Origin of the sequence: Arcicella rosea (assembly GCF_014204325.1) — a bacterium.
Lineage (GTDB): Bacteria > Bacteroidota > Bacteroidia > Cytophagales > Spirosomataceae > Arcicella > Arcicella rosea_A.
Map to the genome: position 1 here is coordinate 1 of NZ_JACHKT010000008.1, position 26547 is coordinate 26547.

General features: G+C 33.9%; 17 protein-coding genes. 9 read left to right on the forward strand and 8 right to left on the reverse strand.

What is annotated here, in order from left to right; all coding sequences use genetic code 11:
* Positions 1-391: 391 nt before the first annotated feature.
* Complete coding sequence (locus HNP25_RS07045; protein WP_184132468.1) at positions 392-1336, reverse strand: hypothetical protein; 945 nt, start codon at positions 1334-1336, stop codon at positions 392-394.
* Between the two features lie 38 nt (positions 1337-1374).
* Here HNP25_RS07045 and porU2 point away from each other — a divergent pair, with 38 nt between their 5' ends.
* The 4 genes from porU2 to HNP25_RS07065 all read left to right on the forward strand — a co-directional run bounded on the left by porU2 (position 1375) and on the right by HNP25_RS07065 (position 10196).
* The gene (gene porU2, locus HNP25_RS07050) at positions 1375-6210 is read left to right on the forward strand and encodes a putative type IX secretion system sortase PorU2 (protein ID WP_184132473.1); all 4836 of its coding nucleotides are present in this window, start codon (positions 1375-1377) and stop codon (positions 6208-6210) included.
* A 23-nt stretch (positions 6211-6233) separates the two neighbouring features.
* The gene (locus tag HNP25_RS07055; protein WP_184132477.1) at positions 6234-7418 is read left to right on the forward strand and encodes a sensor histidine kinase; all 1185 of its coding nucleotides are present in this window, start codon (positions 6234-6236) and stop codon (positions 7416-7418) included.
* A 62-nt stretch (positions 7419-7480) separates the two neighbouring features.
* Positions 7481-8989, forward strand: a complete 1509-nt coding sequence (locus tag HNP25_RS07060) for a glycosyltransferase family protein (RefSeq protein ID WP_184132481.1) — start codon at positions 7481-7483, stop codon at positions 8987-8989.
* Between the two features lie 55 nt (positions 8990-9044).
* Entirely contained in the window at positions 9045-10196 is a 1152-nt protein-coding gene (locus tag HNP25_RS07065; RefSeq protein ID WP_184132485.1) for an acyltransferase family protein, read from the forward strand.
* Positions 10197-10264: 68 nt separating this feature from the next.
* Here the strand turns inward: HNP25_RS07065 and HNP25_RS07070 are convergent, their stop codons facing one another.
* From HNP25_RS07070 to HNP25_RS07080, 3 genes are all read right to left on the reverse strand, one after another.
* Positions 10265-10597, reverse strand: coding sequence for a helix-turn-helix domain-containing protein (locus tag HNP25_RS07070; protein ID WP_184132488.1), 333 nt, complete (start codon positions 10595-10597; stop codon positions 10265-10267).
* A gap of 442 nt (positions 10598-11039) precedes the next feature.
* A complete protein-coding gene (locus HNP25_RS07075; protein WP_184132491.1) occupies positions 11040-12230 on the reverse strand; it encodes a nucleoside permease in 1191 nt (396 codons plus the stop codon).
* A 361-nt stretch (positions 12231-12591) separates the two neighbouring features.
* Positions 12592-15972 (reverse strand): PAS domain S-box protein, encoded by a 3381-nt coding sequence (locus HNP25_RS07080; RefSeq protein ID WP_229202813.1) that lies wholly within the window; start codon positions 15970-15972, stop codon positions 12592-12594.
* Positions 15973-16117: 145 nt separating this feature from the next.
* On the opposite strand from HNP25_RS07080, the gene rsmA reads away from it, so the two are divergent.
* Genes rsmA through HNP25_RS07105 form a run of 5 tightly spaced genes read left to right on the forward strand, consistent with a single transcriptional unit; the run spans position 16118 to position 19446 of the window.
* Positions 16118-16900, forward strand: a complete 783-nt coding sequence (gene rsmA / locus HNP25_RS07085; protein ID WP_184132493.1) for a 16S rRNA (adenine(1518)-N(6)/adenine(1519)-N(6))-dimethyltransferase RsmA — start codon at positions 16118-16120, stop codon at positions 16898-16900.
* 54 nt (positions 16901-16954) lie between these two features.
* Positions 16955-18337 (forward strand): magnesium transporter, encoded by a 1383-nt coding sequence (gene mgtE / locus HNP25_RS07090; RefSeq protein ID WP_184132496.1) that lies wholly within the window; start codon positions 16955-16957, stop codon positions 18335-18337.
* Between the two features lie 2 nt (positions 18338-18339).
* On the forward strand, positions 18340-18792 hold the full coding sequence (gene dtd, locus HNP25_RS07095; protein ID WP_184132499.1) for a D-aminoacyl-tRNA deacylase: 453 nt from the start codon (positions 18340-18342) through the stop codon (positions 18790-18792).
* Positions 18793-18802: 10 nt separating this feature from the next.
* On the forward strand, positions 18803-19123 hold the full coding sequence (locus tag HNP25_RS07100) for a hypothetical protein (RefSeq protein ID WP_184132502.1): 321 nt from the start codon (positions 18803-18805) through the stop codon (positions 19121-19123).
* Entirely contained in the window at positions 19120-19446 is a 327-nt protein-coding gene (locus tag HNP25_RS07105; RefSeq protein ID WP_184132504.1) for a nucleotide pyrophosphohydrolase, read from the forward strand. Before HNP25_RS07100 ends, HNP25_RS07105 begins: the two co-directional genes overlap by 4 nt.
* A 117-nt stretch (positions 19447-19563) precedes the next feature.
* On the opposite strand, the gene HNP25_RS07110 is transcribed toward HNP25_RS07105, so the two are convergent.
* The 4 genes from HNP25_RS07110 to HNP25_RS07125 form a co-directional block, all read right to left on the reverse strand.
* Positions 19564-20364, reverse strand: a complete 801-nt coding sequence (locus tag HNP25_RS07110) for a hypothetical protein (protein ID WP_184132507.1) — start codon at positions 20362-20364, stop codon at positions 19564-19566.
* Positions 20365-20454: 90 nt separating this feature from the next.
* The gene (gene lpdA, locus HNP25_RS07115) at positions 20455-21855 is read right to left on the reverse strand and encodes a dihydrolipoyl dehydrogenase (protein ID WP_184132509.1); all 1401 of its coding nucleotides are present in this window, start codon (positions 21853-21855) and stop codon (positions 20455-20457) included.
* Positions 21856-22037: 182 nt separating this feature from the next.
* Positions 22038-23573, reverse strand: coding sequence for a 2-oxoglutarate dehydrogenase complex dihydrolipoyllysine-residue succinyltransferase (gene odhB / locus HNP25_RS07120; RefSeq protein WP_184132512.1), 1536 nt, complete (start codon positions 23571-23573; stop codon positions 22038-22040).
* A gap of 141 nt (positions 23574-23714) precedes the next feature.
* A complete protein-coding gene (locus HNP25_RS07125) occupies positions 23715-26462 on the reverse strand; it encodes a 2-oxoglutarate dehydrogenase E1 component (protein ID WP_184132515.1) in 2748 nt (915 codons plus the stop codon).
* Positions 26463-26547 lie beyond the last annotated feature (85 nt).

Consider the following 26547-nt stretch of genomic DNA (forward strand, 5'->3'; position numbering starts at 1 on the left):
CGATAAAGAAAGCATTAAAAGTAGAAGGAAATTGGCAGGTTGGAATGACCAATATCTAATCGAAATGCTCTTTAATATTTAAATGCGTTTAACCTATTTAAACTGTTAAAGAAGCACAGAATATCTGAAAAAATATATCAATCAAGGAGTTTCTTTTGAGAAGAATGAATTTTCCAAAATTTTGTATGGAAAAACAGAGAGGCAATCTATTTTTATTCAAATATCTAATCAAAAAAATATGGCGAACCTCAAAGAGATTCGCCATACTGCCACTAACACACCAAAATATAAATATTAGTCCGCTAAAGACTAACATTTTACTTCTTAAAATGTATTTACGAGAATTTTGACAAAAAGGATTCGTCCAATCTCAATTATTTTTTATTTATTTTTAAAACTGTACTAAAAAACTTTTTTTAAGCGACTGTTTTGCCCCTAAACGTTGTTTAAATTGAGCCAATCCTTTGTTTAAAATCCCTTTTTCAGTAGCAATTCCAAGGTCTAATAATCTAAAATTATTTCTTTGGCAATATTCGTAAATACCTGAAATTAAATAAATGGTAGGACTATATTTTAAATAATCTTCATCATCTGCCAAGTAAAAAGTATAAAGTATTTCGTCTGTAATTTTAACGGTTACTCCAACAGCAATTATTTTTTGTTCGTGCGAGACTGAAAAAAAATTAAAATTATCTGGAAATAGCTCAACACTTTGCCTTAAATCCACGAAAGTCATTGTCATTTTTCTATTTTTCCTCACTCTTGATTGAGTAATAAAATTATGAATTAATGCTAAATCAGGCTCTTTTTCTTCCCGAAAGAAAAAACTATTCTTCAGCGATTTCCGTAAAAGTTGTTTATGTCGCTGAGATTTTAGTGTTTCGTAAAAACTCAAATCAGTTATCACTATTTCAAAATTTTGGTCAACAGTACAATGCTTGAAGGCTAATTTCTCAAAACAAAAATCTAGTGCTTCTCGCTGATTGATGTTAAAATAACTTTCTGGACAAAAAGTGATTTGTAAACTTTCAAGTTTTAGCAAAGTATTGAAAGCTAATTCAATAAATCTAAAAAGTGATTCTTTAGGAAGTACTTCACTAAATTCTATTCCACCAAAAGTTGCTCGTAAAGGACTAAAACCTTTTCCAGCTAAGATAATGACCGAAAAACGAGCTTCAAGCAATTGATTTTCAATATTTTTCCAGTAAAAAGTATATACTTCTTCCCCACCCTGTTGTTGCAAATGTTCGGGTTCATTAAAGAAAAATCGAGTAAAATTGAACTCGGATGTTGGAATGAAAGAAAAATTACAGGAAGAGATGAATTGATAAGCCATTTTTTTGTATTTTAGGGTAGAATTCTACTAATAAAAGTATGAGAAAATTAGCTACAATCTACAAGACAGTATTAATATTTTTGATACTTCTTTTAAATCTTCTCGATTCAACCATTTCTGCACAAGTAATTGGCAATGAATGGATTAATCCTCAACAACAATATTTCAAGTTCAAAATTACTCAAAAAGGTATTCATCAAATTAGCTTTGAAGCACTACAAAAAGTAGGTTTTCCAGAAAACATCCATCCTGAAAAAATACAAATATTCAGACATGGAAAGGAAGTAGCTATTTCAGTTAGGCACGCCAATGATACAATATTTCAAGCAAAGAATTATCTGGAATTCTATGCTGAAAATAATGATGGTTCTTTAGATTCTCTTTTGTATCAACCCAGAAATGCTCAACCGCATTTGAATTATAGTTTATTTACAGATACAGCTTCTTATTTTGTTACTTATCGCATTGATAATCAGAAAAATAAAAGAATATTTATTCAAGAAAAAAATCCTTTCAAAAACTTAAAACCAGAAGAATTTCATTTAGAAGAAGATTTACAAATATTTACTTCTTCCTTTTCTGAAGGTCAACCAGAACCTGTTGGCTCTTCGCTTTCCACGGGTATTTTAAACAGTAATTACAGCTTTGGCAAAGCTTGGACAGGTGAAATTCAAAAGCCAAACAGTAAACTCATCCTTGATTTTGAACTTAAAAATTTTATAAAAAACAGTTCGTCCAAACCAAAGATTGAGATACTCTTTTCAGGACGTTCAGAAGGAAAACATCGTTTACAAATCAGTCTTAATAATAAGCTTGTAGATAGTTTATTTTTCGATAATTACTTTACTCAACTTTATAAAAAAGAAGTAGCTTTTAAAGCGGATAAAAATCAAATATCTATACTTTCTAGCCAATCAAATGACCAGTATTCAGTTTCATTTTTGAAAATTACTTATCCACAAAGCTTCCAGATGAAAGGTTTGAATGAAAAGGTTTTTCATTTTCTACCTAACGCATCAACAGAAAGATTGATTATCGTTCAAAATCCGCCAAAAAATGCTTTTGTTTATGACATTTCTGATAAATTCAATCCTATCAAAATTGATTTTCAGCAAAGTGATTCTACTCTTACTTTTCAAACCAATGGACAACATATTTTGATAAGTAATCAAATCAAAAAACTTGATGCCATCGAACAAATATCCTTTAGAGAATTGCCAAAAACTAAAGCCAATTTCTTGATAATTACACCTCAAAAATTACTTCAATCGACTCAAGAATATGCCAATTATAGAGCTTCTGAAAAAGGTGGAAAATATGATACTTTATGCGTAACGACAGACTTTTTATATAACTATTTTACTTATGGGGATAAAAATTCACTGGCAATTCAGCGGTTTTTAGCTTTTATGAAAAACACGGAAAAATCACAATTCTGTTTTATCATTGGAACGGCTACTTATCCACAAAAAGCCAGAAAAAATTCTTTAGATTATCAATTAGATTTAGTGCCTACTTGGGGTTTTCCTTGTGGAGATATTCCTTTTGGGATGAATTCCAACGCCCCTCAATTAAACATTCCAGTTGGGCGTTTAGCTACTAACAATCCCCAAACAGTTTTAGATTATTTGGAGAAAGTGAAAGAACATGAAGCCCAACCAATGAATGAACTTTGGCGAAAAAAATCCTTAATGATGTCTGGTGGAAGGAGTGTTTTTGAACTCAACACGTTTAAAGATTATGTTATTGATTTGAAGAGAATTAGTGAGAATGGACTCCTTGGGCAACAAATACAATTACTTGCAAAAAAGACTGATAATCCCACTGAATTTATCAATGTTACGGAACAAGTAAATCAAGGCGTGGGAATGATTACGATGTTTGGTCATTCGGCTTCACAGCAAACCGATATGGATATTGGTTATGTTTCTAATGATTTATTTGGCTATAAAAATCAAGGAAAGTATCCTTTCATTTTGGTGAATGGCTGTAATGCGGGTGATTTATTTGCTTCACAAAATTCTTTTGGAACCGACTGGATAAACACACCCAAAAGAGGTGCAATTTTGTTTTTAGCACACAGCTATCTGAGTTATTCTTTTAGCTTAAAATCATATTCCGACGAATTATTTCAAACGCTTTTTCAAGACAGTATTTATGTTGATAAAGCCTTTGGAACAATTATGCAAAACAGCATTAATCGTTATTTGAAAAAATTTCCAAACTCAGCTTTTGAACTAGCGAATGCACAGCAATTCACTTTACAAGGCGACCCTGCTATTGTACTTTTCCCTGCAAACAAACCAGATTTTGCCCTTGATAATACTGCTATTTTATTGGATAAACATAAAGAAAATCCAAGGCTATTTTCAGACTCATTAACCATTGGAATTATCATCAAAAATTTAGGAAGAGTTTATATAAACCCCTTGAATATTCAAGTAAAAAGAACATATCCAAACGGGAAAACAGTACTTTTTGAAAATACGTTTTTGAAAGAAATTTCATTTCAGGATACTATCTATTTTAACATCCCAAACGACAAATTAGCAAGTGTTGGCAACAATCGATTTGAAGTAATATTAGATTACAATAATTATATTTCAGAACTCCAAGAAAACAATAATACTTCCGTACTAGAATACAATTTTCCAGCACAAAACATCATTATTTTATATCCTCAAAACTTCAGTATTAAAAACAAACAAGTCATTGATTTTCAAATACAAATACCTTATAATTTAGAGAATTCTAATATTATTTTCGAAATAGATACTAATCATTTATTTCTTTCTGTTTATAAAAAAAGTATCATTTTACCTTATCAAAACTTCTTATCTTTCAAACATAACATCTTAGAAAAAGACAGTACTGTATATTATTGGCGAGTGAAAAAAGAAGGTGATAATTGGATAGAAAACTCTTTCCTATTTCTTAAAAATAGCCCTGAAGGTTTTGCTCAGTTTAGCTTTCCACAATTATCTAAATCCGTGACTGACGAACGTCTTTATTTGGAAAATACTCAATGGAAATTCCATACTTCATCACTTACATTATCCGCTAAAATCTATGGAACAAACAGCGGAGTTCCACGTTCTCACAGAGCAAATTCCATAATTCTGAACGATAAAATTTTGATTAGCGATGGCGTTTGTTATCCTTGGTATAACCTCAATGCTGTGGCTTTCAATCGGGCTTTACGCCCCTACGCTGTTATTCCAAGTTTGGTTTGTGGCTATACTCCTTATGCCGTCAATTATCTTTCAATGGAAGAATTTTCAAGTGATTTAAAAGATTATTTTACGGCTACAGAGTATGGAAATCATGTAATGCTTTGGAATTCTGGACATGTAGAATATCAAAATTGGACGAGTGAATTCAGGAAAAATTTTATTGAAATTGGGGTTGATACCAATAAAATTAAGCGTTTAACAAAAGGTTCACCCTTTTTAGTTATCGGTAGAAAAGGGGCAAAAAAAGCTTTATTAGAACTGTTTCCTGATGTCAATAAGCGTGGCGACACACAGATTTTAAGCTTAGAAAATTATACCATTAACGATAATTTTGATACTGGAACAATTACTTCGCCACTTATTGGTGTAGCTTCAAAATGGGAAGAAATTTTGATTGATGTCGAAAAAAATGAGTATCAAACATTTTCTTATGATATTTTGGGCGTCAATTTAAAAGGAGAAGAACGTATTTTAGCAGAAAATATTCAGCGAAATCCCTTTAATATCAGTGCCATCAATGCAAAGGAATTTCCTTTCTTAAAAATCAAATTTCACTTAAAAAACACTGATTTCTCAGGGAAATCACCACAGCTAAAATCCCTGATTGTGCATTATCAAAGTCCGCCCGAAGGAATTCTTTCAGAAGTAGAAAACATCAAACTCTCTGATAAACAAGAATATGAAAATTTTAAGATTCAGGCTACTTTAAAAAATATTTCTAATAAAGACTTTAGTGATTCAATCAGCGTCAAACAAGTAATTACAAACACATTTTTGAATAAAAAGGAGGTGAAAAGTTTTAAAGTAAAACCACTAAAAAGTCAAGATTCTGTTAAGGTAAATTTGCCAATTCAAACTGCGGGCTGGTTAGGAGAAAACACTTTTAGTCTTACTTTTAATCCCGAAATTTTACCAGAAAAATCTTATCTAAATAATTCCATTTATCATACTTTCAGAGTAATTCCTGACGAAATAAACCCCATTTTATCCGTCACTTTCGATGGTCGACAAATTCAACAATATGAAGTTATTTCTGCTAAACCTTTCATCAAAATTGCCTTGAAAGACGAGAATATTTTTCGTTTAAAAAAAGATACAAATGGTATTGATTTAAAGATAAAGTACTGTTCAAGTTGTGCATTCAAAAAAGTTTATTTCAGTCAAAATGATATTACTTGGCGAACAGATAGTTTGACAAATACTTTCTTGATTGACTATTTTCCACAAAATTTACCTAAAGACACGCTAAGTATTTCCGTTCAAGCACAAGATGTTGCTGGAAATTTTGCGGGTAATCGTCCTTATCAAATTTCTTTTAGAATACTTCCAAAAGATACTTTGATGGCTTTTAAAGTATTTCCTAACCCATTTCAGTTGTTTACCAAGTTTGTCCTTGAATTAGCTGGAGAAAGCATTCCTGATGAATTTTATATTGAAATTTTCAACCTTCTTGGCAAACAAGTAGCCTTGGTAAGACCTGATAATTCCATCAAAATTGGCATTAACGAAATCATTTGGGAAGGTAAAGATTTTACAAGCAATTACTTGCCTTCGGGAACGTATGTTTATCGTTTAATTTTAAAAAATAAAGCAGTAGATTTGGCGTTAAGAACTAGTGGAAAATTGATTATTTCACGCTAAAACCCTTCGCTTAACACATTTTTATGATTTTATCCGTAGATATTTATAGCCGTAATACTTGGTGGAAAGTAGCTTTTTTGGGCTTTTGTTTAATTGTGGGTATATTTTCTTTGTACTTCACCGATAAAATTGTTTCAAAACTTGAAGAACGTGAAAAACAGCAAATTGAATTGTATGCTGAGTCTTTGAAATATACCATGACCAGCGACCCGAATCAAGATGTAAATTTCTTCTTTGAAAAAATTAAAAAATCAAATGAAAACAATACGATTCCTATTATTCACAAAGACGGAACTGGCTATTTAACGGCAAAAAATATCGAAATGCCAGAAGGGTTGAGTTCTGAAGGAAAACAGACTTTCCTACAAAAAGAACTACAAGAAATCATCAGAGACGATAATCCCCCGATTGAGCTTGATATGACACTCCACAAAGAATATATTTATTTTGGGAATTCACGCTTACTTGATTTACTTCGTTACTATCCACTTTTTCAATTGGCTGTGGTATTGGTTTTTGGTTTGGCGGCTTATTTATTTTTTGATGCGTCGAGACGTTCAGAACAAAATCAGGTTTGGGTGGGTTTGGCGAAAGAAACGGCTCATCAATTAGGCACTCCTCTCTCATCGCTTACCGCTTGGGTTGAATACTTCAAAAGCGACCCACAATACGACCCAGAAATTGTAAAAGAATTAGAAAAAGACGTTATCAGGCTCGATATTATCACTACTCGTTTTTCAAATATTGGCTCAATTCCTGTATTGAAACCTGAAAATATTATTGAAACCATCGAGACTTTTATGTCGTATTTACAAAAAAGAATTTCGACAAAAGTTGTTTTTTCGCTTGATAATCAACTCAATCAACGTAATACTGTTAATGTAAATCGTTATTTATTTGAATGGGTTATTGAAAATATTTGTAAAAATGCGGTAGATGCAATGGGTGGCGTTGGTTCATTAAAAATCACTTTGAGCGAAACCAAAAATAATAAAATTGCCATCGACATTAAAGACAGTGGTAAAGGCATTTCTAAACAAAATCTAAGTAAAGTATTCGACCCAGGTTTTAGTACAAAAAAAAGAGGCTGGGGCTTAGGTTTAACGCTTGCCAAACGTATCATTGAAAATTACCATGATGGAAAACTATTCGTAAAACAATCTGAATTAAATAAAGGAACTACTTTCAGAATCTTACTAGATGCTTAATCTTGTTTCATTTTTGCCTGTAAAATGTTTAATTTTGCAAAACATTTTTAGGTGATTACATTATGCAACAATACTTAGAGTCTTTAAATCTCAGAAAAATATTATTGATTGGTCTTTTTTTTAGAGTATTATCAATCATTTTTTCAAAAGGTTATGCTTTCACTGACGACCACTACGAAGTAGTTGTACTTGCCCAAAATTTACTGGATAAAGTTGATTCTCCTTTTACACAAGACTTTTTGGTGAATGGCGAAGCCTATCTTTTCAGCTTAATTTATCCTTATATTCATTATTCGATTTTTGGAATTTGTGAATGGTTTGGCACAACCAACCCAGAAACAAAAATGTTGTTCGCAAGAATTGTCAATAGTTTATTTTCACTTCTTAGCATATATTACGGTTACAAACTGACGGAACGATTAAGTAATCGCAAAAACGATGCAAAAATCGTAGGATTGTTACTGGCTGTATTTTGGGTTTTCCCTTTTATGTCTGTACGAAATTTAAGAGAATTTGTTTGTATTCCACCACTCTTAATAGGCTGTTATTATGCTGTAAATCAAAAACTTAACAACAAATCCGTTCTTCTAGCAGCTTTTTGGTTTGTCATCGCTTTTGTATTTCGTTATCAAATCGTTTTTATTCCTTTTACTGTAGGTTTGACATGGCTATTAAGCAAAACAAATTGGCAAAAAGCCATTTTATTTGGTCTCGGCTGTGTTGGTTTTTACTTACTTACACAAGGAATTTTCGATTATATCTATTGGGGAAATCCGATTGCTTCTATTAAAGCTTATTTTACCTTCAATGCAGATGCTAAAAATATAGAAATTTATCCTAACGGCCCATGGCATCGCTATATCGGCACAATGGCTGGTTTGAGTTTAGGATTATCTTCTCTCCTATTTTTTGCAGGATATTTCAAAACAGCCACACAAGCTGGAAATAGACGAATGTTATTCTTAGCTTCCTTGTTCTTCTTCGCCTTTCATTCATATTATCCAAACAAGCAAGAAAGATTCATCCTGCCTTTTATTCCTTTCTTTTTAATTTTAGGAGTAATTGGTTTCCGAGATATTTATGAGACGTTACAGATTAAAACTTGGTTTAGAACTACGACCAAAGTATTAGTCTATTGGTTTATTGTATTGAATACAATTTTACTTTGTATTCTTTCTGTAACTTATACAAAGCGTTCAAGAGTAGAAAGTATGAACTATTTCAGAAAAAAAGGCGATTTACAAAATTTTGTTATTCAAAATTTTCAAGCATCTCAACCAGTTGCTATTTTCTATTTAGATAAACGATTAGACTATTATGAAGTAGATAGTCCTGAAAAACTGGCAGCATTGCCCAATGAATTAAAATCAGGTAAAAAAGTATATCCAAATTATTTAATCATTGTAGGTTCTGCAGATTTGGAAGCAAGGCTTGCTATGATGAAAAAAATATTTCCAAAACTACAACACGATACCAATATTGAGCCAAGCTTTATAGATAACATTGCTTATGTATTGAATCCATCACATAATCATAACGAAACATGGTTTATCTATAAAATTATCAGATAAATGCTTAACATCATCGAAAGCATGAATCTTGAAAACCCATTAATTAATAACCCAAATGATGCAAAATTCTCATCAACCAGTTTACTTTCCTAATTTGAATGGCGTTCGTTTTATTGCCGCATTTTCAGTACTAATTCACCATACCGAACAAATAAAATATATGATGGGCTTAGAACATTTCTATGGTTTTTACATCATTAAAAATATGGGAAAATTGGGTGTAGGCTTATTTTTTGTACTGAGTGGTTTTTTGATTACCTATTTGTTATTAAGTGAAAAAAGTAGAAGAGGGGATATTTCAACCAAGAATTTTTACGTCAGAAGGATTCTAAGAATTTGGCCTTTGTATTATATTATTGTATTGCTTGCCTTTTTTGTTTTCCCTGAAATTCCTTTTTTCAATGGTCCATTTCGTGATGATTTCTACTACGATGCTAATTTTTATAAAAGACTTCCATTCTTTTTACTTTTCCTTCCCAATATAGGTTTTGTCTTTTTCAGAGCACCATATTTATGTGCCCAAACTTGGTCTATAGGTATTGAGGAGCAATTTTATGCTATTTGGCCTTGGATTATCAAGCGAAAAAACCCCTTTAAATCATTCTTAATTGTAGTGGCTGTATTTGTAACAATTGTAGGAAGCACGTCTTTTTATTTCTTAAAAATCAGCGATTTGCCAGTAGCGACTAAAGATAAAATTTATGAAAACTTAGCCTTATTTTTTAGTCAATTCAGGATTCTAACAATGGTAATTGGCGGAATTGGTGCGTATTTAGTTTTTAGTAAACAAGAAAGGATTTTATCATTTCTTTTCAAGAAAAGTACTCAGGTTATCGTTTACACGATTACTGTTTTAATAATTGGCTCTAATGTGTATGTTCCGGGTTTCAACCTTGAATTTCATGGTATTTTCTTTTGCTACTTCATTATCAATGTAGCGGCAAATCCAAATACAATTTTAAACCTTGAAAAACCGATTATTCATTACTTAGGAAAGATTTCATACGGAATTTATATATATCACTCAGCTGTAATAGTTTTTTGTATTAATGCAATACATTACTTTATTGGCGATACAATAAGTCTTCCTGTTTTTAACGTCCTTCTATACACGTTGGTGATTGCTTTAACAATATTGGTTTGTGAATTATCATTCCGCTTCATAGAATCTCCTCTTTTACGATTGAAAGATAAATTCAATAGATAAACAATTAGTAATCAGAATATTGAATTCAATATTCTGATTACTAATATTAGAAGGATATTACTTTACATTTAATCCTTCGGCGTATTAAGTGTAAGCAATTTGCTCTGTAGTTCTATAATTTGTTTTTGCATTGCTATTACGTCACCAGCTTTCAAGGCAACATATCCAGCTTCAGATTCATGAACTACCGACATTGAAGGTAAGTCTGTTTCTCCTGTCAGATAAGCAACTTTAACACTCAAAGTCTCAGCCATTCTTCTTAATTGAGAATACTTCGCATCATTTCTATTTAAGATAGCATGTAAAGTAGCCTCTGTAATTTTTGATTGAGTTGCCAATTGTAGTAATGTCATTCCTCTTTCTACAATAAGTACTCTTACTCTGTCTTCAATTCTTTTCATTTCTCTGGGGTTAAATAATCTAATGCTCAAAAAGTATTAGTATTTATCTTTTAGTTGACTTATTTTAGGATATTTTAATTGTGTTAAATTCCAAGTTATACTCTTATAGTTTTAGTTTTTCGCATTTCAATAATAAAACTATATGTGTATTCAATTACTAACAAATTATGACTAACTAAATTTGTAGGGTACAAATATAAATGCTTTGAAAATATTTGCTACAAAATGCCTTAAAAAAAATATCTGAATTACTTAAAAGCAGGATATAAGCTTGCAAAGGCTCTTTTTCAAATAATTGTAGGTAGGTATTTATAATAATAAGGATTAAATAGAGACAAAACAGTTGTTTTTATTACATTATCTAAAACGCTTATCTAAAGAATTTGTTTGTCAAATTATATAATTCTTTAAATAAACGTTCTATCTAATAAAAAATATTTCGTTAACTGTTTGTCTGTTTTTTATCGTGAAAGAAAATGACAAATAATACTAGCACTACGGCTGCAATACCTGCTGGAACCATCCAAACAGAAGTCCAGTCATGTACTTCACCATTTGTATAATTTGACAATACTTTTCCAGAAAGAATAGAGCCAATTCCCATTCCAATACCATAAGTTGCCAAAGTAATTAAACCTTGTGCCGAATTCTTAATCTTCTCTCCTGCTTTATTATCAGTATAAATCTGACCAGTTACAAAGAAAAAGTCATAACAAACACCGTGAAGTACAATGGCTAAATATAACATCCATTCTGACGAAATTCCATCACCATAACCAAAACATACAAATCTAATAATCCAAGCTATTAAACCAACAATCAGCATTTTCTTAATTCCAAATTTCTGCAAAGCAAAAGGAATTAAAAGCATAAACAACACTTCCGAAACTTGCCCTAATGACATCTTATTTTCAACATTTGTCATGTGCGATTCCGTCAATGACAAATTTGCATGTGCATAATAAAAAGCCAAAGGAATACAAACCAACACAGAAGAAACAAAGAAAATTGAGAATGAACGGTCTTTGAAAAGCACAAAAGAATCAGTTCCTAAAATCTGTGAAACAGAAGCTGTACCCGTAGCTTTTGGTGGTGTATTTGGCAAAGTAAAAGCATAAATTCCCCAAGCCACAGAAGTAAACATGGCTATTTGGAAGATTGTTACTTTATCGCCAATCTCATAATAGCCAACAATATTAGTTACCACAATCCAAGCAACCGTTCCTAATACTCTAATTGGAGGGAACTCCTTACCTGGGGCTCTCATTTGATTCATGGCTATTGAACTAGACAAAGCCAAATTCGGAGCGAAAGTCAAAGTGTAAGCCAAAATATACCAAAAGAAAGTATCAGGGTCTTTTGTTTGAATCAGAAAATATAAAATTACAGCACCTAATAAATTTAAAACACCCATTACTTTCTGAGCTGAAAAGTAGCGGTCTGCGATTAACCCTACAAAAAAAGGTGCAAAAATAGAGGCAATTGAAAAAGTAGCATAGGCACTTCCTATTTGGTCGCCATTTGCGTGTAAAGTAGTAAAAAGATATTTACCCATTTGACCGTACCAAGCTCCCCATGTGCTAAACATTAGGAACATCATGAACATCAGCTGAATTCTAGTAGTAATACGCATAATTTATAATATTGAGTAAAAGTAAGAATTGATAGTTTTTAATATTCAGAAACGCTTAATTTAGCATTTATCTCAATAAATTCTATCATGGTTAATGGCAAAAAACACATTTGTCCCATTAAATATTTAAAATACAAGCTTTTATAAACTCAAAGTTTTTTTGGGTATTTTAAAAAAAGTAAAATATCAAAAAATATTTTACTTTTACATACTTTTTTGAATTACCACTAAATCGTTCATTCGATACAATCATCAACCAAACTATTGGTTAACTTAAAAGCTCAGTATTATTCTGGGTTTAAGTCTGTAGCAGAAAAAATTAAGTTGAAGGATACTCTGCCGAAGCATTGTATCCTTTTTTTTATAGCTTTTTGTAGGCAATTTTAAAGGATTCAAATTCTTCCTGTAAAATCAGTACTTCTTTTTCAAAGAAAGTAAAATCGCAATGTTTAGCTTTCTCTTCAATAATTCTAGTGATTTCGTGTAATCGTGCCGCTCCTAAAGTACCTGAATTTCCTTTCAGCGTATGTAATTCACTTTGTACTTGTTTGCAATTACTTGCATGAAAACCTTCAATAGCCAATTGAATTTGCTCGGTGGCTTCTTCTTCAAATCCTTCAAGAATTGAACTGACAAAAGTCATATCACCGCCAACACTATTCGCCAATTGCTTGATAATTTCTTGGTCAAGTACAGGAAAAGCATCCAAAGAAATGGCGGTTTGAGTATTTTCCTTTGGCTTTTCAATAAGCGTAGAAGTACTTTCTGGTTTAGAAAGCTCTGATTTTGTTACAGTTTTAACAGCATGTTTTTTATGTGAATTTCCTCTTTCAATCCATTCTCGTACTTTTCTAACCAAAATTTCAGCTCTGATTGGTTTCGGAACATAATCGTTCATACCATTTGCCATAAAACGGTCACGGTCTTCACGCATGGCATAGGCCGTCATAGCAATGATTGGCGGAAGATTATCCGATAAAGCTCTTAAATGATGCGTCGTTTCTACGCCATCCATTTCAGGCATTTGAATATCCATGAAGATCACATCAAATGGTTTTTCAAGCAAAGAAGTTTCAACCAAAGCAATTGCTTTTTTGCCAGAATCGGCTGTAATTACTTCACAACCTGATTTTCTCATGATTTCACTGGCTACTTTTCGGTTAGTCGCATTATCATCAACCAATAAAATATATGGCGTAATATCACTAAAATGACCAAGTACTTGGAACGCTACTTCGTCTTTTTTAGCCATCATTGGGCTAATATCGGTTTGTTTGATTTCGATGATAAACCAAAAAGTAGAACCTTTGCCCCAATCAGAATGCACACCAATTTCACCTTTCATCAAACGACAAAGCTCTTTAGAAATCGCTAAACCTAAACCTGTTCCTCCGAATGATTTCTTCGTTGAATTATCAACTTGTTGAAAAGCATTGAAGAGCATTTTCAAATTTTCTTCGGTGATGCCAATGCCTGAATCTTTAATTTCTACTTTAATTCTATTGAATTTCCCTCTTTTTTCTACCAAATTCACTTTGATTTCTACTGTTCCATTTTCAGTAAATTTCAAAGCATTTGAGGTAAGATTTGACAAAATTTGTAACAAACGAGTTTCATCTGCAATCACAAATTCGGGTAAATTTTCGCCAAATTCACAAATAATTCTATTGCCTTTATTGGCTGCAATTTGTGAGAAAAGTGCTTGTAACCTATCAAAAACATCTTTGAAAACGATTGGAGCTTCATGCAAAGCCATTTTCCCTGCTTCGATTTTTGCTAAATCTAAAATGTCGTTCAGAATATGTAAAAGCGTTTCTGAAGATTTTTTAATGGTTTGAACATAATCTTTTTGTTCAATATCTAAAACGGTATCGTTCAATAAATCAATCATACCGATTACTCCGTTCATCGGTGTTCTGATTTCGTGACTCATATTCGCCAAAAATCTTTCTTTTACTTTCAACGAACGTTCTGCTTCATCTTTTGCTTTTACAATATCTTGCTGATATTTCTTCAAATCAGTAATATCACGCCCAATACCAGATACTTCTTCAATCATTCCATTGTTCAGAAATATCGGATTGAGATAGATTTCAATCCAATTAGGATTACCATCGTCCGAATCTAATTTTACTTCAAAATGCTGTTGCTCACCTCTAAAAGCAGCTTTATATTTTTCTTCAAGTACTCTCCTGTCAGCTGATGAAACCATTCTAAAACCTACTTTTTCAGTACTTAACATCAATTGTGGTTTTACGGCTAGTTGTCTTTCAATTAATTGAGAATACTCTTTATTGAAAGAAGTCAACAACATTTTTCGGTTTACCGACCACATTAAGTGCGAACTCCCTTCGATAATGGCATTTAAACGAGCGGTTTCACGAGCTAAAATATCTTCGGCTTGTTTTCTGGCAATAGCCAAAGCTACTTGTCCAGAGATAAAGTCCAATAATTCTAAATCTCGTTGCTCATACTTATTTTGGCGTTCATACGATTTCAAACCGATGATTCCTGTTACTTTATTGCCAATCCGCAAAGGCACGCAAATCATTACTTTTGGTACTACGCCATAGAGATAAATCGTTTTGTCTTCCGCCAATTTAAAAATGTCTTCATCTCGCAAAATCAATGGTCTGTTGGCTGCAATGGCGTATTCTGTCAGTCCATTTCCCAATTTTCTTTTGGTAAAATGCACCCGATTATCAAAATACTCATCTACATAATATGGGAAGTACAGGAAAGATTTTGCTGAGTCGTACTGAGCAATAAAGAAGTTTTTCACATCAATTACCTCGCCCAATTCTTTATGAATGTTTACGAATAAATCATCTAAATTGGTAGAACGAATCGTTGCCTGAGCAATACTTGAATATAATTTAGAAGCACGCTCAGCTCTTACTTTTGCAGTTGAGTTATGAAAAATACAACGAAAAGCTGTTGGGACATCTTTTTCAAATCGACAGTTAACAGAGCCTGCCAAGTAAAGTCGGCGACCGTCTTTTCTTCTAAAAACGACCTCGAAGTCGGGCATATTTGCTCCGCTTTTTACTTTCTCAAATTTTTGAAGAGCATCATTGGCAAAATCTGGATGCAGAATATCTTTCAAACGCAAAGAAGCTAATTCGTTCGATTCATACCCCATGGTTTCTAACCATGATTTATTGACGTACAAAAACCTTCCAGAAATACTTGTGATTTGAATTAAGTCGGTTGTATTGGTAATTAAATCTTGCAATTGTGCATTTGAACGAGCCAATGCTTCTGCTACTTTTCTTCGTTCAGTAACGTCTTCACCAATGATGGTTAAATATCTAATATCTTCTCCAGCGTCGTTGAAAATGGTAGAATTTAATTCAACATATTTTAATTGACCAGATTTGGCAAGCATTGTTCTTTCCTTTTGGTCGAACAAGCCTCCTTTTTCCATAGCGTCTTGAAAAGAAGTAATTCTTTGTACTTTTTCTTCACTCGGCACTAAAACGTCAAAAAAGTTTTTCCCAATCAATTCATCTAATTGGTAGCCCAACATCCTGATTGAAAAAGGGTTACAATACACAATCGTCCCATTATCCTCCAACACCATTCCCACCAAATTAAGATTCTCTACTGCTTTTTCAAGTTCAGATGCCATTGAAGGTCGCATTTCGCCTGCTCTTTCATTGACTTCTAATACTCTTAATTCTTTTTTGAGGTGACGAATTTCTATGATTAATTCTTCTTTAGTTTTATGAGACCAACGCATAGCTTTTAGTTCTTGGTTATTTTCCTTTTCGATTTTAACGAAATTTTATCTTAAAAGTACAAAAAACGGCGTAATTTTAAGGAATAAAAGCAATTCATTAGTCTTTTTAACATTATTTATCATCCAAAAACCAACGACAGAATCATTGAAAGACGTAAGAGCTAAAAAAAGTCTAGGGCAACATTTTCTAAGAGATTTAGAGGCAGCACAGAAAATTGTAGAGTTGATGTCGCTTCATGGCGGTTATGACCAAGTACTGGAAATTGGACCAGGAATGGGCGTACTTACTCAATATTTATTACAACATACCGAATACCAAACTTCCGTTGTTGAATTAGACAGAGAATCAGTTGAATACCTCAATATACATTATCCAACATTAAAAGGCAGAATTCATTCAGCCGATTTCTTACATTTAGATTTATCGACTTTTTTCGGTGGAAAAAAATTCGGAATCGTTGGAAATTTCCCATATAATATTTCATCTCAGATTTTATTCAAAGTACTTGATTATAAAGATTTTGTACCAGAAATCGCAGGAATGTTCCAGAAAGAAGTAGCAGTAAGAATTGCCTCAAAACCTGGCAATAAAGATTACGGAATTTTGAGCGTATTACTGCAAGCTTTCTATGATATTGAATATTGTTTTTCATTAGGGCCAGAAGTATTTTCGCCACCACCAAAAGTGAATTCTGGTGTAATTCGCCTGAAAAGAAATAATGTATCTGATTTAGGCGTATCAGAAAGTAAGTTTAAAGCCATTGTAAAAATGGGATTTAATCAACGCCGCAAAACACTCCGAAATGCTCTGAAAGCATTACAATTACCCGAAAACCCGTTTTTGAATAAAAGAGCCGAACAATTATCTGTAGCTGATTTTCTAGAATTAACTCGTTTGGCAGAAGCAAACAGTCCAATTATTGAATAGAAGCCTATAAATTATATAGTCAAATCAAATAGCATTATTTGTGACGACAAAATCATGGAACCAACTAATCAACAACCTTTTGAACTTACTCCTTTTGAACTCACAAAGGAATATTTAGAGAAAATACAAACTGCCATCAATCAGCAAGAAAATGATTTAATCATTGCTGAAATGGAAGAGTTATATCCAGCAGATATAACCAATATTTTGTATGAATTGGAAGGCGAAGAAGCTCATTATTTGGTAAGATTATTGGATAAAAAGCTTGGTGCTGAAATCATCACAAATCTTGACGCTGATGACCGTAAAAAATTCCTCAAGAATTTTACGGCAATGGAAATTGCAGAGTATGTTGATGTGTTGGATTCTGATGATGCCGTTGATATTCTGAACGAACAACCCAAAGATATTTCTGAAGACATTATTGGTTTGTTGAAAGACAGAGAACAAGCTCGTTTTGTTAACGATTTGATGCACTATGATGAAGATTCTGCGGGTGGTTTGATGCAAAAAGAGTTAATCAAAATCAACATCAAACAGTCGATTACTGAATGTATTGAGGAAATCAGAAGACAAGCCGAAGATGTTGAAAATGTATCTTCTGTTTATGTAGTCGATGATGAGAGTATTTTACTTGGCAGAGTTTCTTTGAAGAAAATAATTCTTGCTAAAAGAGGTGCAAGAGTGGCCGATATTTATGATGAAAATATTGTTTCTGTAAAAACAACAGCCAAAGGTGAGGAAGTAGCCGATGTCATGCAGAAATACGATTTAGAAGCAGTACCAGTTGTGAATATCCAAGGACGATTATTGGGTAGAATTACGATTGATGACGTGGTCGATTTTATCACAGAATCGGCTCAAGAAGACGTACAAGCGATGACAGGTATTTCGGAAGATGTTGAAGAAGATGACAGCGTTTGGCGTTTGGTTCGTTCACGTTTACCTTGGCTACTTGGAGGAATGGTTGGGAGTTTCTTTGCAGCAAGATTAATCCATAATTTTGAAGATTTGCTATCAAAAATTCCAGCAGTAGCTTTTTTCATTCCTTTAATTGGCTCAACAGGTGGAAATGTTGGCGTTCAGTCATCTTCAATCATTGTACAAAGTTTGGCTGATAAATCGGGTATTGATATATCCCTTAGCGAACGTCTCTTGAAGGTTCTAAAAGTAGCTTTTTTCAATGCTATCATTGCTGGTATTTTTGCGTTTTTCGGTTCACTAATTGTTGATAGTGCCAATGTACAGTTATCCATAACGGTATCGCTCTCTATCTTTTCTGTGGTACTCTTAGCTTCATTTATGGGAACATTAACGCCATTGGTATTGAACAAATTCGACATTAATCCTGCTATAGCTTCAGGGCCATTTATTACAACTACCAATGATTTATTGGGATATGGGGTGTATTTATTGATTGTTTATTTATTGATGTAATTATGATTGCAGTAATACAAAGAGTTTCGGAAGCTTCTGTAAAAATTGAAGAAAAAATAAAGGGCAGTATTCAAACAGGATTTTTAATCTTGTTAGGCATTACTCATGACGATACACTAGAAGATGTAGAATGGCTTTCTAAGAAAATTATTGGCATGAGGATTTTTTCAGATGAAGATGGAAAAATGAATCTTGACCTAAAATCTGTAAATGGTGATATTCTATTAATCAGTCAATTTACTTTACACGCAAGTACTAAGAAAGGAAATCGTCCAAGTTTTATTGATGCCGCCCGACCAGAAATTGCGATTCCTTTGTACGAGCAAATGATTAAGCAATTATCCAAAGACTTAGATAAAGATATACAAACAGGAGAATTCGGTGCCGATATGAAAGTATCGCTTGTTAACGATGGCCCAGTTACTATTCTTATCGATTCAAAAAACAAGATTTAAGTATTTTATAATGATACGAAATACCATCTTCACACTAATCGCTACCATCATTATTGTTGTGGTAAATCTGAATGCTGATGTGGTACATTGGCCACTTTTTGTCATACTTCTTTCAGCTTTGTTATTGGGTTATTTACAACCACAAAAAGGTTGGATTTCTGCCATACAATTGACGGCTGGCATTTTTGCGGGTTTCTTTATTGCACAATTATTGGGTATGTCAGCCAAATTTCCAAATATCAATCAATTCTCTACTTATATTTCGCCATTACCTTGTTTATTTGGTGGATTTATGGGTAGTTTTTTTAATAAAACCATTCATCAAAAATGACCATAGAAGAAGCACAAAGTACCGTTGATAATTGGATAAAGACTATTGGTGTTCGTTATTTCAATGAACTAACGAACATGGCAATGCTTACAGAAGAAGTTGGAGAAGTAGCCAGAATTATCGCTCGTCGATACGGAGAACAATCTGAAAAAGAATCTGACAAAGCCAAAGATTTAGGTGATGAGATGGCGGATGTTTTATTTGTGCTGATTTGTTTGGCTAACCAAACGGGCATCAATCTCACAGAAGCTTTACAAAAAAACTTAGATAAAAAGACCAAACGAGATGCTACTCGACATTTGGAGAATGAAAAATTAAAGTAAAGACTGTAAGACTTGAGGACTAAAGGGCTTAAAGATTGAATGGGTTGAAGACTTTCAACATTATAAATTCAAGTTTCTTTTAGTCGTCTAGTCTTCAAGTCCTTCTGTCCATAAAATCTACTTTTTCATCTGCTTTGCCTCTACTTCTTTCACCATTTTTTGACCTAAATCTTTACTGATTTCTGGCTTGATAAAAACAGAAACTTGATCAACTAAAGGATTTAACTTTTTGATAGAAGCATGTAAAACATCAAATTCCAATTCTCCTGAAATCGCAGTAAATTCTGCATCAGTTAATCCACCATTATTATCAGAAAAATCGTTGAAGCGAAGATTAATATTTTTATTGGCCAACTTTCCACCTTCCCAACTCACAACACTTCCACCTAAATCCCAACCAAAACCAGTAATGGTGAATGTTTTTCCATTTAGCTGAACAATCTCAGACAATGGCATACCAAGATGAATTCCATCTTTTGAAGACCAAGGTGAACTCAAATCCGTTTTTTCATCCTTTGTAAATCTAACTCTAATAATTACATCCTGAATTTGCTGATACTCTTTACCATCTTTCCAATAGATTTCTACTTCTTTTTCTGTATCAGGAAAAAGCTTTGTTACTTTAAACTGTCCTTCTCCAGTTTCTATCATTACTTCTTTTTTGATATTCGCTTCACCATATTTTTTGACTAATCCATCAAAACTTACACAAGCTAAAATATCTTCCAGAAACATCCCTTCACTTTTTTCAGTACTGTTTCTGGTAATAACTTCTTTCTTAGCTTTCTGAATAACGACTGAAGAATCTGCCTTACTTTCTTGATTTGGCTTGGAAGAACAAGCATTCAAAAATAAGGTTACCACAAAAAGAAACGTGTATTTATAAAAGGAAGTGAAATTTAAAGATGATTTTTTCATGATTATTTTTGGTTAATTTCCTCAAAGCTAACAAAAAAGGCTTGGAGGGACAACCCTCCAAGCCTTTGATTTTTATCATTTATTCTTAGATTACGAATGAATCGCACGGTTTTCAGTAGCTGCTAAACAAGCTTCTTTCATCGCTTCTGTATAAGTTGGGTGCGAGTGCGACATTCTTGCTACATCTTCAGCACTTGCACGGTACTCCATCGCAACTACTGCTTCGGCAATCATATCGGCTGCTCTTGCTCCAATGATATGAACACCCAAGATTTCGTCTGTTACTTTATCTGCCAATACTTTTACCAAACCATCAGTATCACCAGAAGCCGTAGCACGACCTAAGGCTTTGAATGGAAACGAACCTACTTTATACGCTTTTCCAGCAGTTTTCAATTCTTCTTCTGTTTTACCAACCGATGCCACTTCTGGCCAAGTATAAACAACACCTGGAATCAAATTATAATTGATGTGTGGTTTTTGTCCTGCGATAGTTTCTGCGACAAAAACGCCTTCTTCTTCAGCTTTATGTGCCAACATTGCACCACGAATTACATCACCAATGGCATAAATTCCCGGTACTTTTGTTTGTAAAGTATGCTCATCTACTTCAATCTTGCCACGCTCAGTTGTTAAACCTGCTGCTTCAAGATTTAAACCTTCTGTAAATGGACGACGACCAATACAAACCAATACATAATCACCTGTGATTTGGACTTCTTCGTCTTTTGAATTTCTTGCTGTTACTGTTACATCATCTCCATTGTTTACAACACCAGTAACTTTATGAGAGAAGTAATATTCAGCCCCTAATTTCTTGATAGATTTTTGCAATTCTTTACCCATCGTTTTGTCCATTGTAGGAATCATCGAATCAGCAAATTCAACAAAACTTACTTTTGCACCCAAACGAGCATAAACCGAACCTAATTCAGCACCAATTACTCCTGCACCAATTACCACTAAGTGTTTTGGTACTTCTTTCAAATTCAAAGCTTCTGTTGAAGTAATGATTCTTGTTTTATCTACTGGAATAAAAGGTAAAACAGTTGGTTTTGAACCCGTCGCAATGATGATATTTTTACCAGTAATTTGTTCTGAAGTTCCATCTGCCTTAGCAACGTTCACAGTACTTTTATCAACGAAAGAACCAAGACCATTATAAACAGTAATCTTGTTTTTCTTCATTAAGAAATTGATACCGTCGTTCATTTTCTTCACCACTCCAGCCTTACGGTTAATCATTTGCTCGATATTGATTTTCGGAGCAGAGATTTCGATACCGTGGTCAGCAAAAGTATGAGCAGCATTATGAAAATGCTCAGAAGAATCTAAAAGTGCTTTTGAAGGAATACAACCTACATTAAGGCAAGTACCGCCCAAAACTGAATATTTCTCAATGATGGCAGTTTTGTTGCCTAATTGTGCGGCACGGATTGCAGCTACATAGCCACCCGGCCCAGAACCGATTACTATTACGTCGTATTGCATATTATTAGCTTCTGGCATTCAGGTATTCACTAATTGCCATCATTTATAAGTTGATTTACTTTATTATAAAATGGGTAATCTTATTTTACTTTCATAAAAAGATAGCTAAAAACTCTTTATAGAATAAAGAATCTTTAGCTATCTTCTCTGATTGCTGATAACTGTAAGCCATCAGCCTTTATCTATACATCTAACAATAAACGTGTTGGATCTTCAAGTAATTGTTTTACTCTTACCAAGAATGAAACTGATTCTCTACCATCAATAATTCTATGGTCATAAGAAAGAGCAAGATACATTATCGGACGAACTACTACTTGTCCACCAACTACTACAGCACGCTCAACGATGTTGTGCATACCTAAAATTGCTGATTGTGGAGCATTAATAATTGGCGTTGATAACATTGAACCAAATACACCACCGTTAGTGATAGTAAACGTTCCACCAGTCATTTCTGGTAAAGTCAATTTATTATCTCTTGCTTTTAAAGCTAAACGAATTACTTCTGATTCAATTCCTGCTAAAGATAATTGTTCAGCATTTCTAATAACTGGAACAACCAATCCTTTTGGAGCAGAAACCGCAATTGAAATATCACAATAATCATGGAAGATAATTGAATCGCCATCAATTGAAGCATTTACTGCTGGGAATTCTTTTAAAGCTACACAAACTGCTTTTGTAAAGAACGACATAAAGCCTAAACCAACACCATGTTTCTCTTTGAATTTATCTTTGTATTTTCCACGAAGATCCATGATTGGTTTCATATCTACTTCGTTGAAAGTCGTTAGCATCGCTGTTTCGTTTTTCACTTGAACCAAACGACGAGCTACTGTTTTACGCAAAGAAGTCATTTTCTCAGCTCTATCAACTCTATTTCCTGAAGCAGAAGCTACTGGTGCTGGCTCTGCTGCTTTGGCAGGTGCAGCCGCTGGAGCTGGTGCTGGTTTTTGAGCTGATTGTGCATCTTCTTTTGTAATTCTTCCACCTACGCCTGAACCTTCAACAGTTGCAGGGTCGATTCCTTTTTCAGCTAATGCTTTCGCAGCTGCTGGTGAAGCATGACCTGCCGCATAGCTTGATGAAGATGCTACTGGTGCTGATGCTGCTGGAGCTGGAGTAGATGCTACTGGAGCTGCAACTGCTGAACCTGCACCTACGGTAATCGTAGCTACTAAGCCACCGATTGCTAATGTTGTACCAGCTTCGGCTACAATATGTAATGTTCCTGTTGCTTCAGCAGGAAGTTCAAATGTTGCTTTATCAGATTCTAGTTCACATAGTACTTCGTCCATATTTACAGAATCTCCTTCTTTTTTGTTCCAAGAAGATACTGTTACTTCTGTGATTGATTCACCAACAGCTGGAACTTTGATTTCAATCGTTTTTGCAGGTTCTGCACTGGCTACTGGTGCGGCTGCAGGAGTTGCTACTGCTTCAACAACTGGAGCTGAAGGAGCAACAGCAGTTTGTCCACCAACTGTTTCTATTGTACAGATAACAGCACCGATAGGCAAAGTTTCACCTTCTTTTGCAACGATTTTCAAGACGCCTTCTGCTTCGGCAGGGAGTTCAAAGGTCGCTTTGTCTGATTCTAGTTCACACAAAACTTCATCCATTTTAACAACATCTCCGTCTTTCTTATTCCAAGCGGCGATAGTTACCTCTGTTATTGACTCGCCCACTGGCGGTACTTTCATTTCAATTGCCATATTCTGATTTTATAATTTAGAATTTAGATTTTAGAATGCTGATACCTCTAAAAACCAAAACTATATGATTAAAATACTTAGATAATATAAAAAAGAATGTAGATTACTCATCCTAGAATCAGTAATCTACATCGGTTAAATTTATGAGAATGCTCTTTCTACTAAAGCTGCTTGTTCTTCATTATGAATTTTCAAGAAACCTGTTGCTGGTGAAGCTGATTTTTTACGAGCTACTAATCCTTCAAATGGTTTCCAACCAAATTCACGAATTACAAACGACCAATATCCCATGTTTTCTGGTTCTTCTTGTACCCAGAATACTTTTGCTTTTGGATATTTATCTAATTCTGACTGAACTTTTTTAGCAGGGAAAGGATGTAATTGTTCTACACGAACAATCGCTACATCTGTACGGCTATCTTTGGCTTGTTTTTCCAACAAATCAAAATATACTTTACCTGTACAAAGCAATACTTTCTTCACTTTCTTAGCATCTACAAAAGTATCTCCGTAAACTTCTTCAAATTTTCCATCGGTGAATTCGCTGATTGGAGAAACTACTTTAGGATGACGGAATAAAGATTTCGGAGACATCATCACCAATGGCTTACGGAATTCCCAAGCTAATTGACGACGCAAAGCATGGAAAAGGTTTGCTGGTGTGGTAAGGTTAGTTACTACGATGTTCTCTTCTGCCGCTAATTGTAAATATCTTTCTGGACGAGCATTTGAATGTTCTGGGCCTTGTCCTTCATAACCATGTGGCAATTGCATCACCAAGGCATTCATTGTTCCCCATTTAGATTCACAAGAAGCAATAAATTGGTCAATCATTGTTTGGGCTCCATTCGAGAAATCACCAAATTGAGCTTCCCAAATCACTAAAGCATTCGGATTTGCCAAAGCATAACCAAACTCAAAACCTAATACTGCATACTCTGAAAGTAATGAGTTATAGATTTGTAATTGCTCTTGTCCTTCTTCAATATAATTCAAAGAAGTATATGATTCATTCGTATTGGCATCATGTAAAACAGCATGACGATGAGAGAAAGTACCTCTCTGTACATCTTGCCCAGATACTCTTACAGTATTTCCATCTAATAAAATAGAACCATAAGCCAAAGCCTCCGCAGTTGCCCAGTTCAATACGCCATTATCAAAGAATGCTTTTCTATCTGCTAATACTTTTTCAATTTGCTTCAAGGCACTAAAACCAGTAGGCAATTTTGAAAGTGCCACCGCAATTTTATCAATTGTTTCTTTGGCAATTCCTGTATTTGGAGAATTATCAAAATCAGCTAATTCAGCAAAACGTAATTCAGCCCAACGGTTATCCAATTTTAATGGATGGTATTCTGGACGAATCTTTTGTTTTACTAAATCTAAACGAGCTTGTAATTCACTTTTGAATTCTGAATCCATTTCAGAAGCCAATTTTGCATCAATATCACCACGAGCAATTAATTTTTGAATATAAAGCTCTCTTGGATTTAAGTGATTCGTAATATTTGCGTAAAGTGTTGGCTGAGTAAAACGTGGTTCATCAGATTCGTTGTGTCCATTTCTACGGTAACAAACCATATCAATAAATACATCACGGTTGAATTGCTGACGGAACTCTGCTGCCATTTTCGACACGAAAACTACTGCTTCTGGGTCGTCTCCATTTACGTGGAATACTGGTGCATCAATGATTTTAGCAACGTCTGTACAATAAATTGACGAACGTGCATCTTCAAAATCTGTAGTAAAACCTACTTGGTTATTAATCACAAAGTGGATTGTTCCACCTACTTCATAACCTTTTAGTTTTGCCATTTGTGTTACTTCATAAACGATACCTTGTCCAGCAACGGCGGCATCTCCATGAATCAAAATTGGCAATATTTTATCATAATCTCCTTCGTAATGAGCATCAGCTCTGGCACGACAGAAACCTTCTACTAATGGATTAACAGCCTCTAAGTGTGAAGGGTTTGGTGCTAATTTCAAAGAAATTTCAACACCTGAAGGAGAAATATGTTTTGATGAATATCCTAAGTGATACTTCACGTCACCATCGCCATGAATTTGGTCTGGAAGATTTCCTTCAAAACCATCAAAAATAGCATCGTAAGATTTGTGCATGATGTTAGCCAACACATTCAAACGACCACGGTGTGCCATACCAATCATGGCTTCTTTTACGCCTAATTCAGCAGAACGATTGATAATTGCATCTAAAGCAGGAATAGTACTTTCGCCACCTTCCAAACCAAATCGTTTTTGACCTAAATACTTTGTTCCCAAGAAGTTCTCGAAAACTACGGCTTCATTCAGTTTCGTTAAGATTTGTTTCTTTTCATCTAAAGAAGGATTAAATGCTAAAGCCTCTCTTTCGATTTTAGCACGTAACCATTCTTTTACTTCTGGCTCACGGATATATGCATATTCAAAACCTACTGAACCTGCATAAATCTTGTTCAAAGATTCAAGAATTGTACGCAATGAAACTGCACCAATACCCAAGAAGTTTCCAGCTTGAAAATTTGTATCTAAATCTGCTTCTGAAAGAGCATAATCTTTCAAATCCAAACGTGGCTGACGGTTTTTACGATTACGGATTGGATTGGTTTTTGCGAGAAGGTGTCCACGTGAACGAAAGGCTTTGATTAAGCTAATGACAGCCATTTCCTTCTGAACCGTTGAACTATCTGGCGAAGAAGTGCTTCCGCTTTTTATGCCGTCGGATACGCCTTCAGCGTTGTTCCAACTTGCGTGAAAATCAAAACCTTTGAAAAAGTTTTGCCAACTTGTATCTACCGAATTTGGGTCTTTTAAATATGACTCATAAAGGTCAGAAATCGCTGCCGTATCAGCATTGGCAATGTATGAAAATTGATCCATTATAATATGACGTAACCAGAATTGGGACTATCGTTATTTGTTTACTTTATTGTACCTAATTTTATTCCAATGGCAAAGTTAAGCT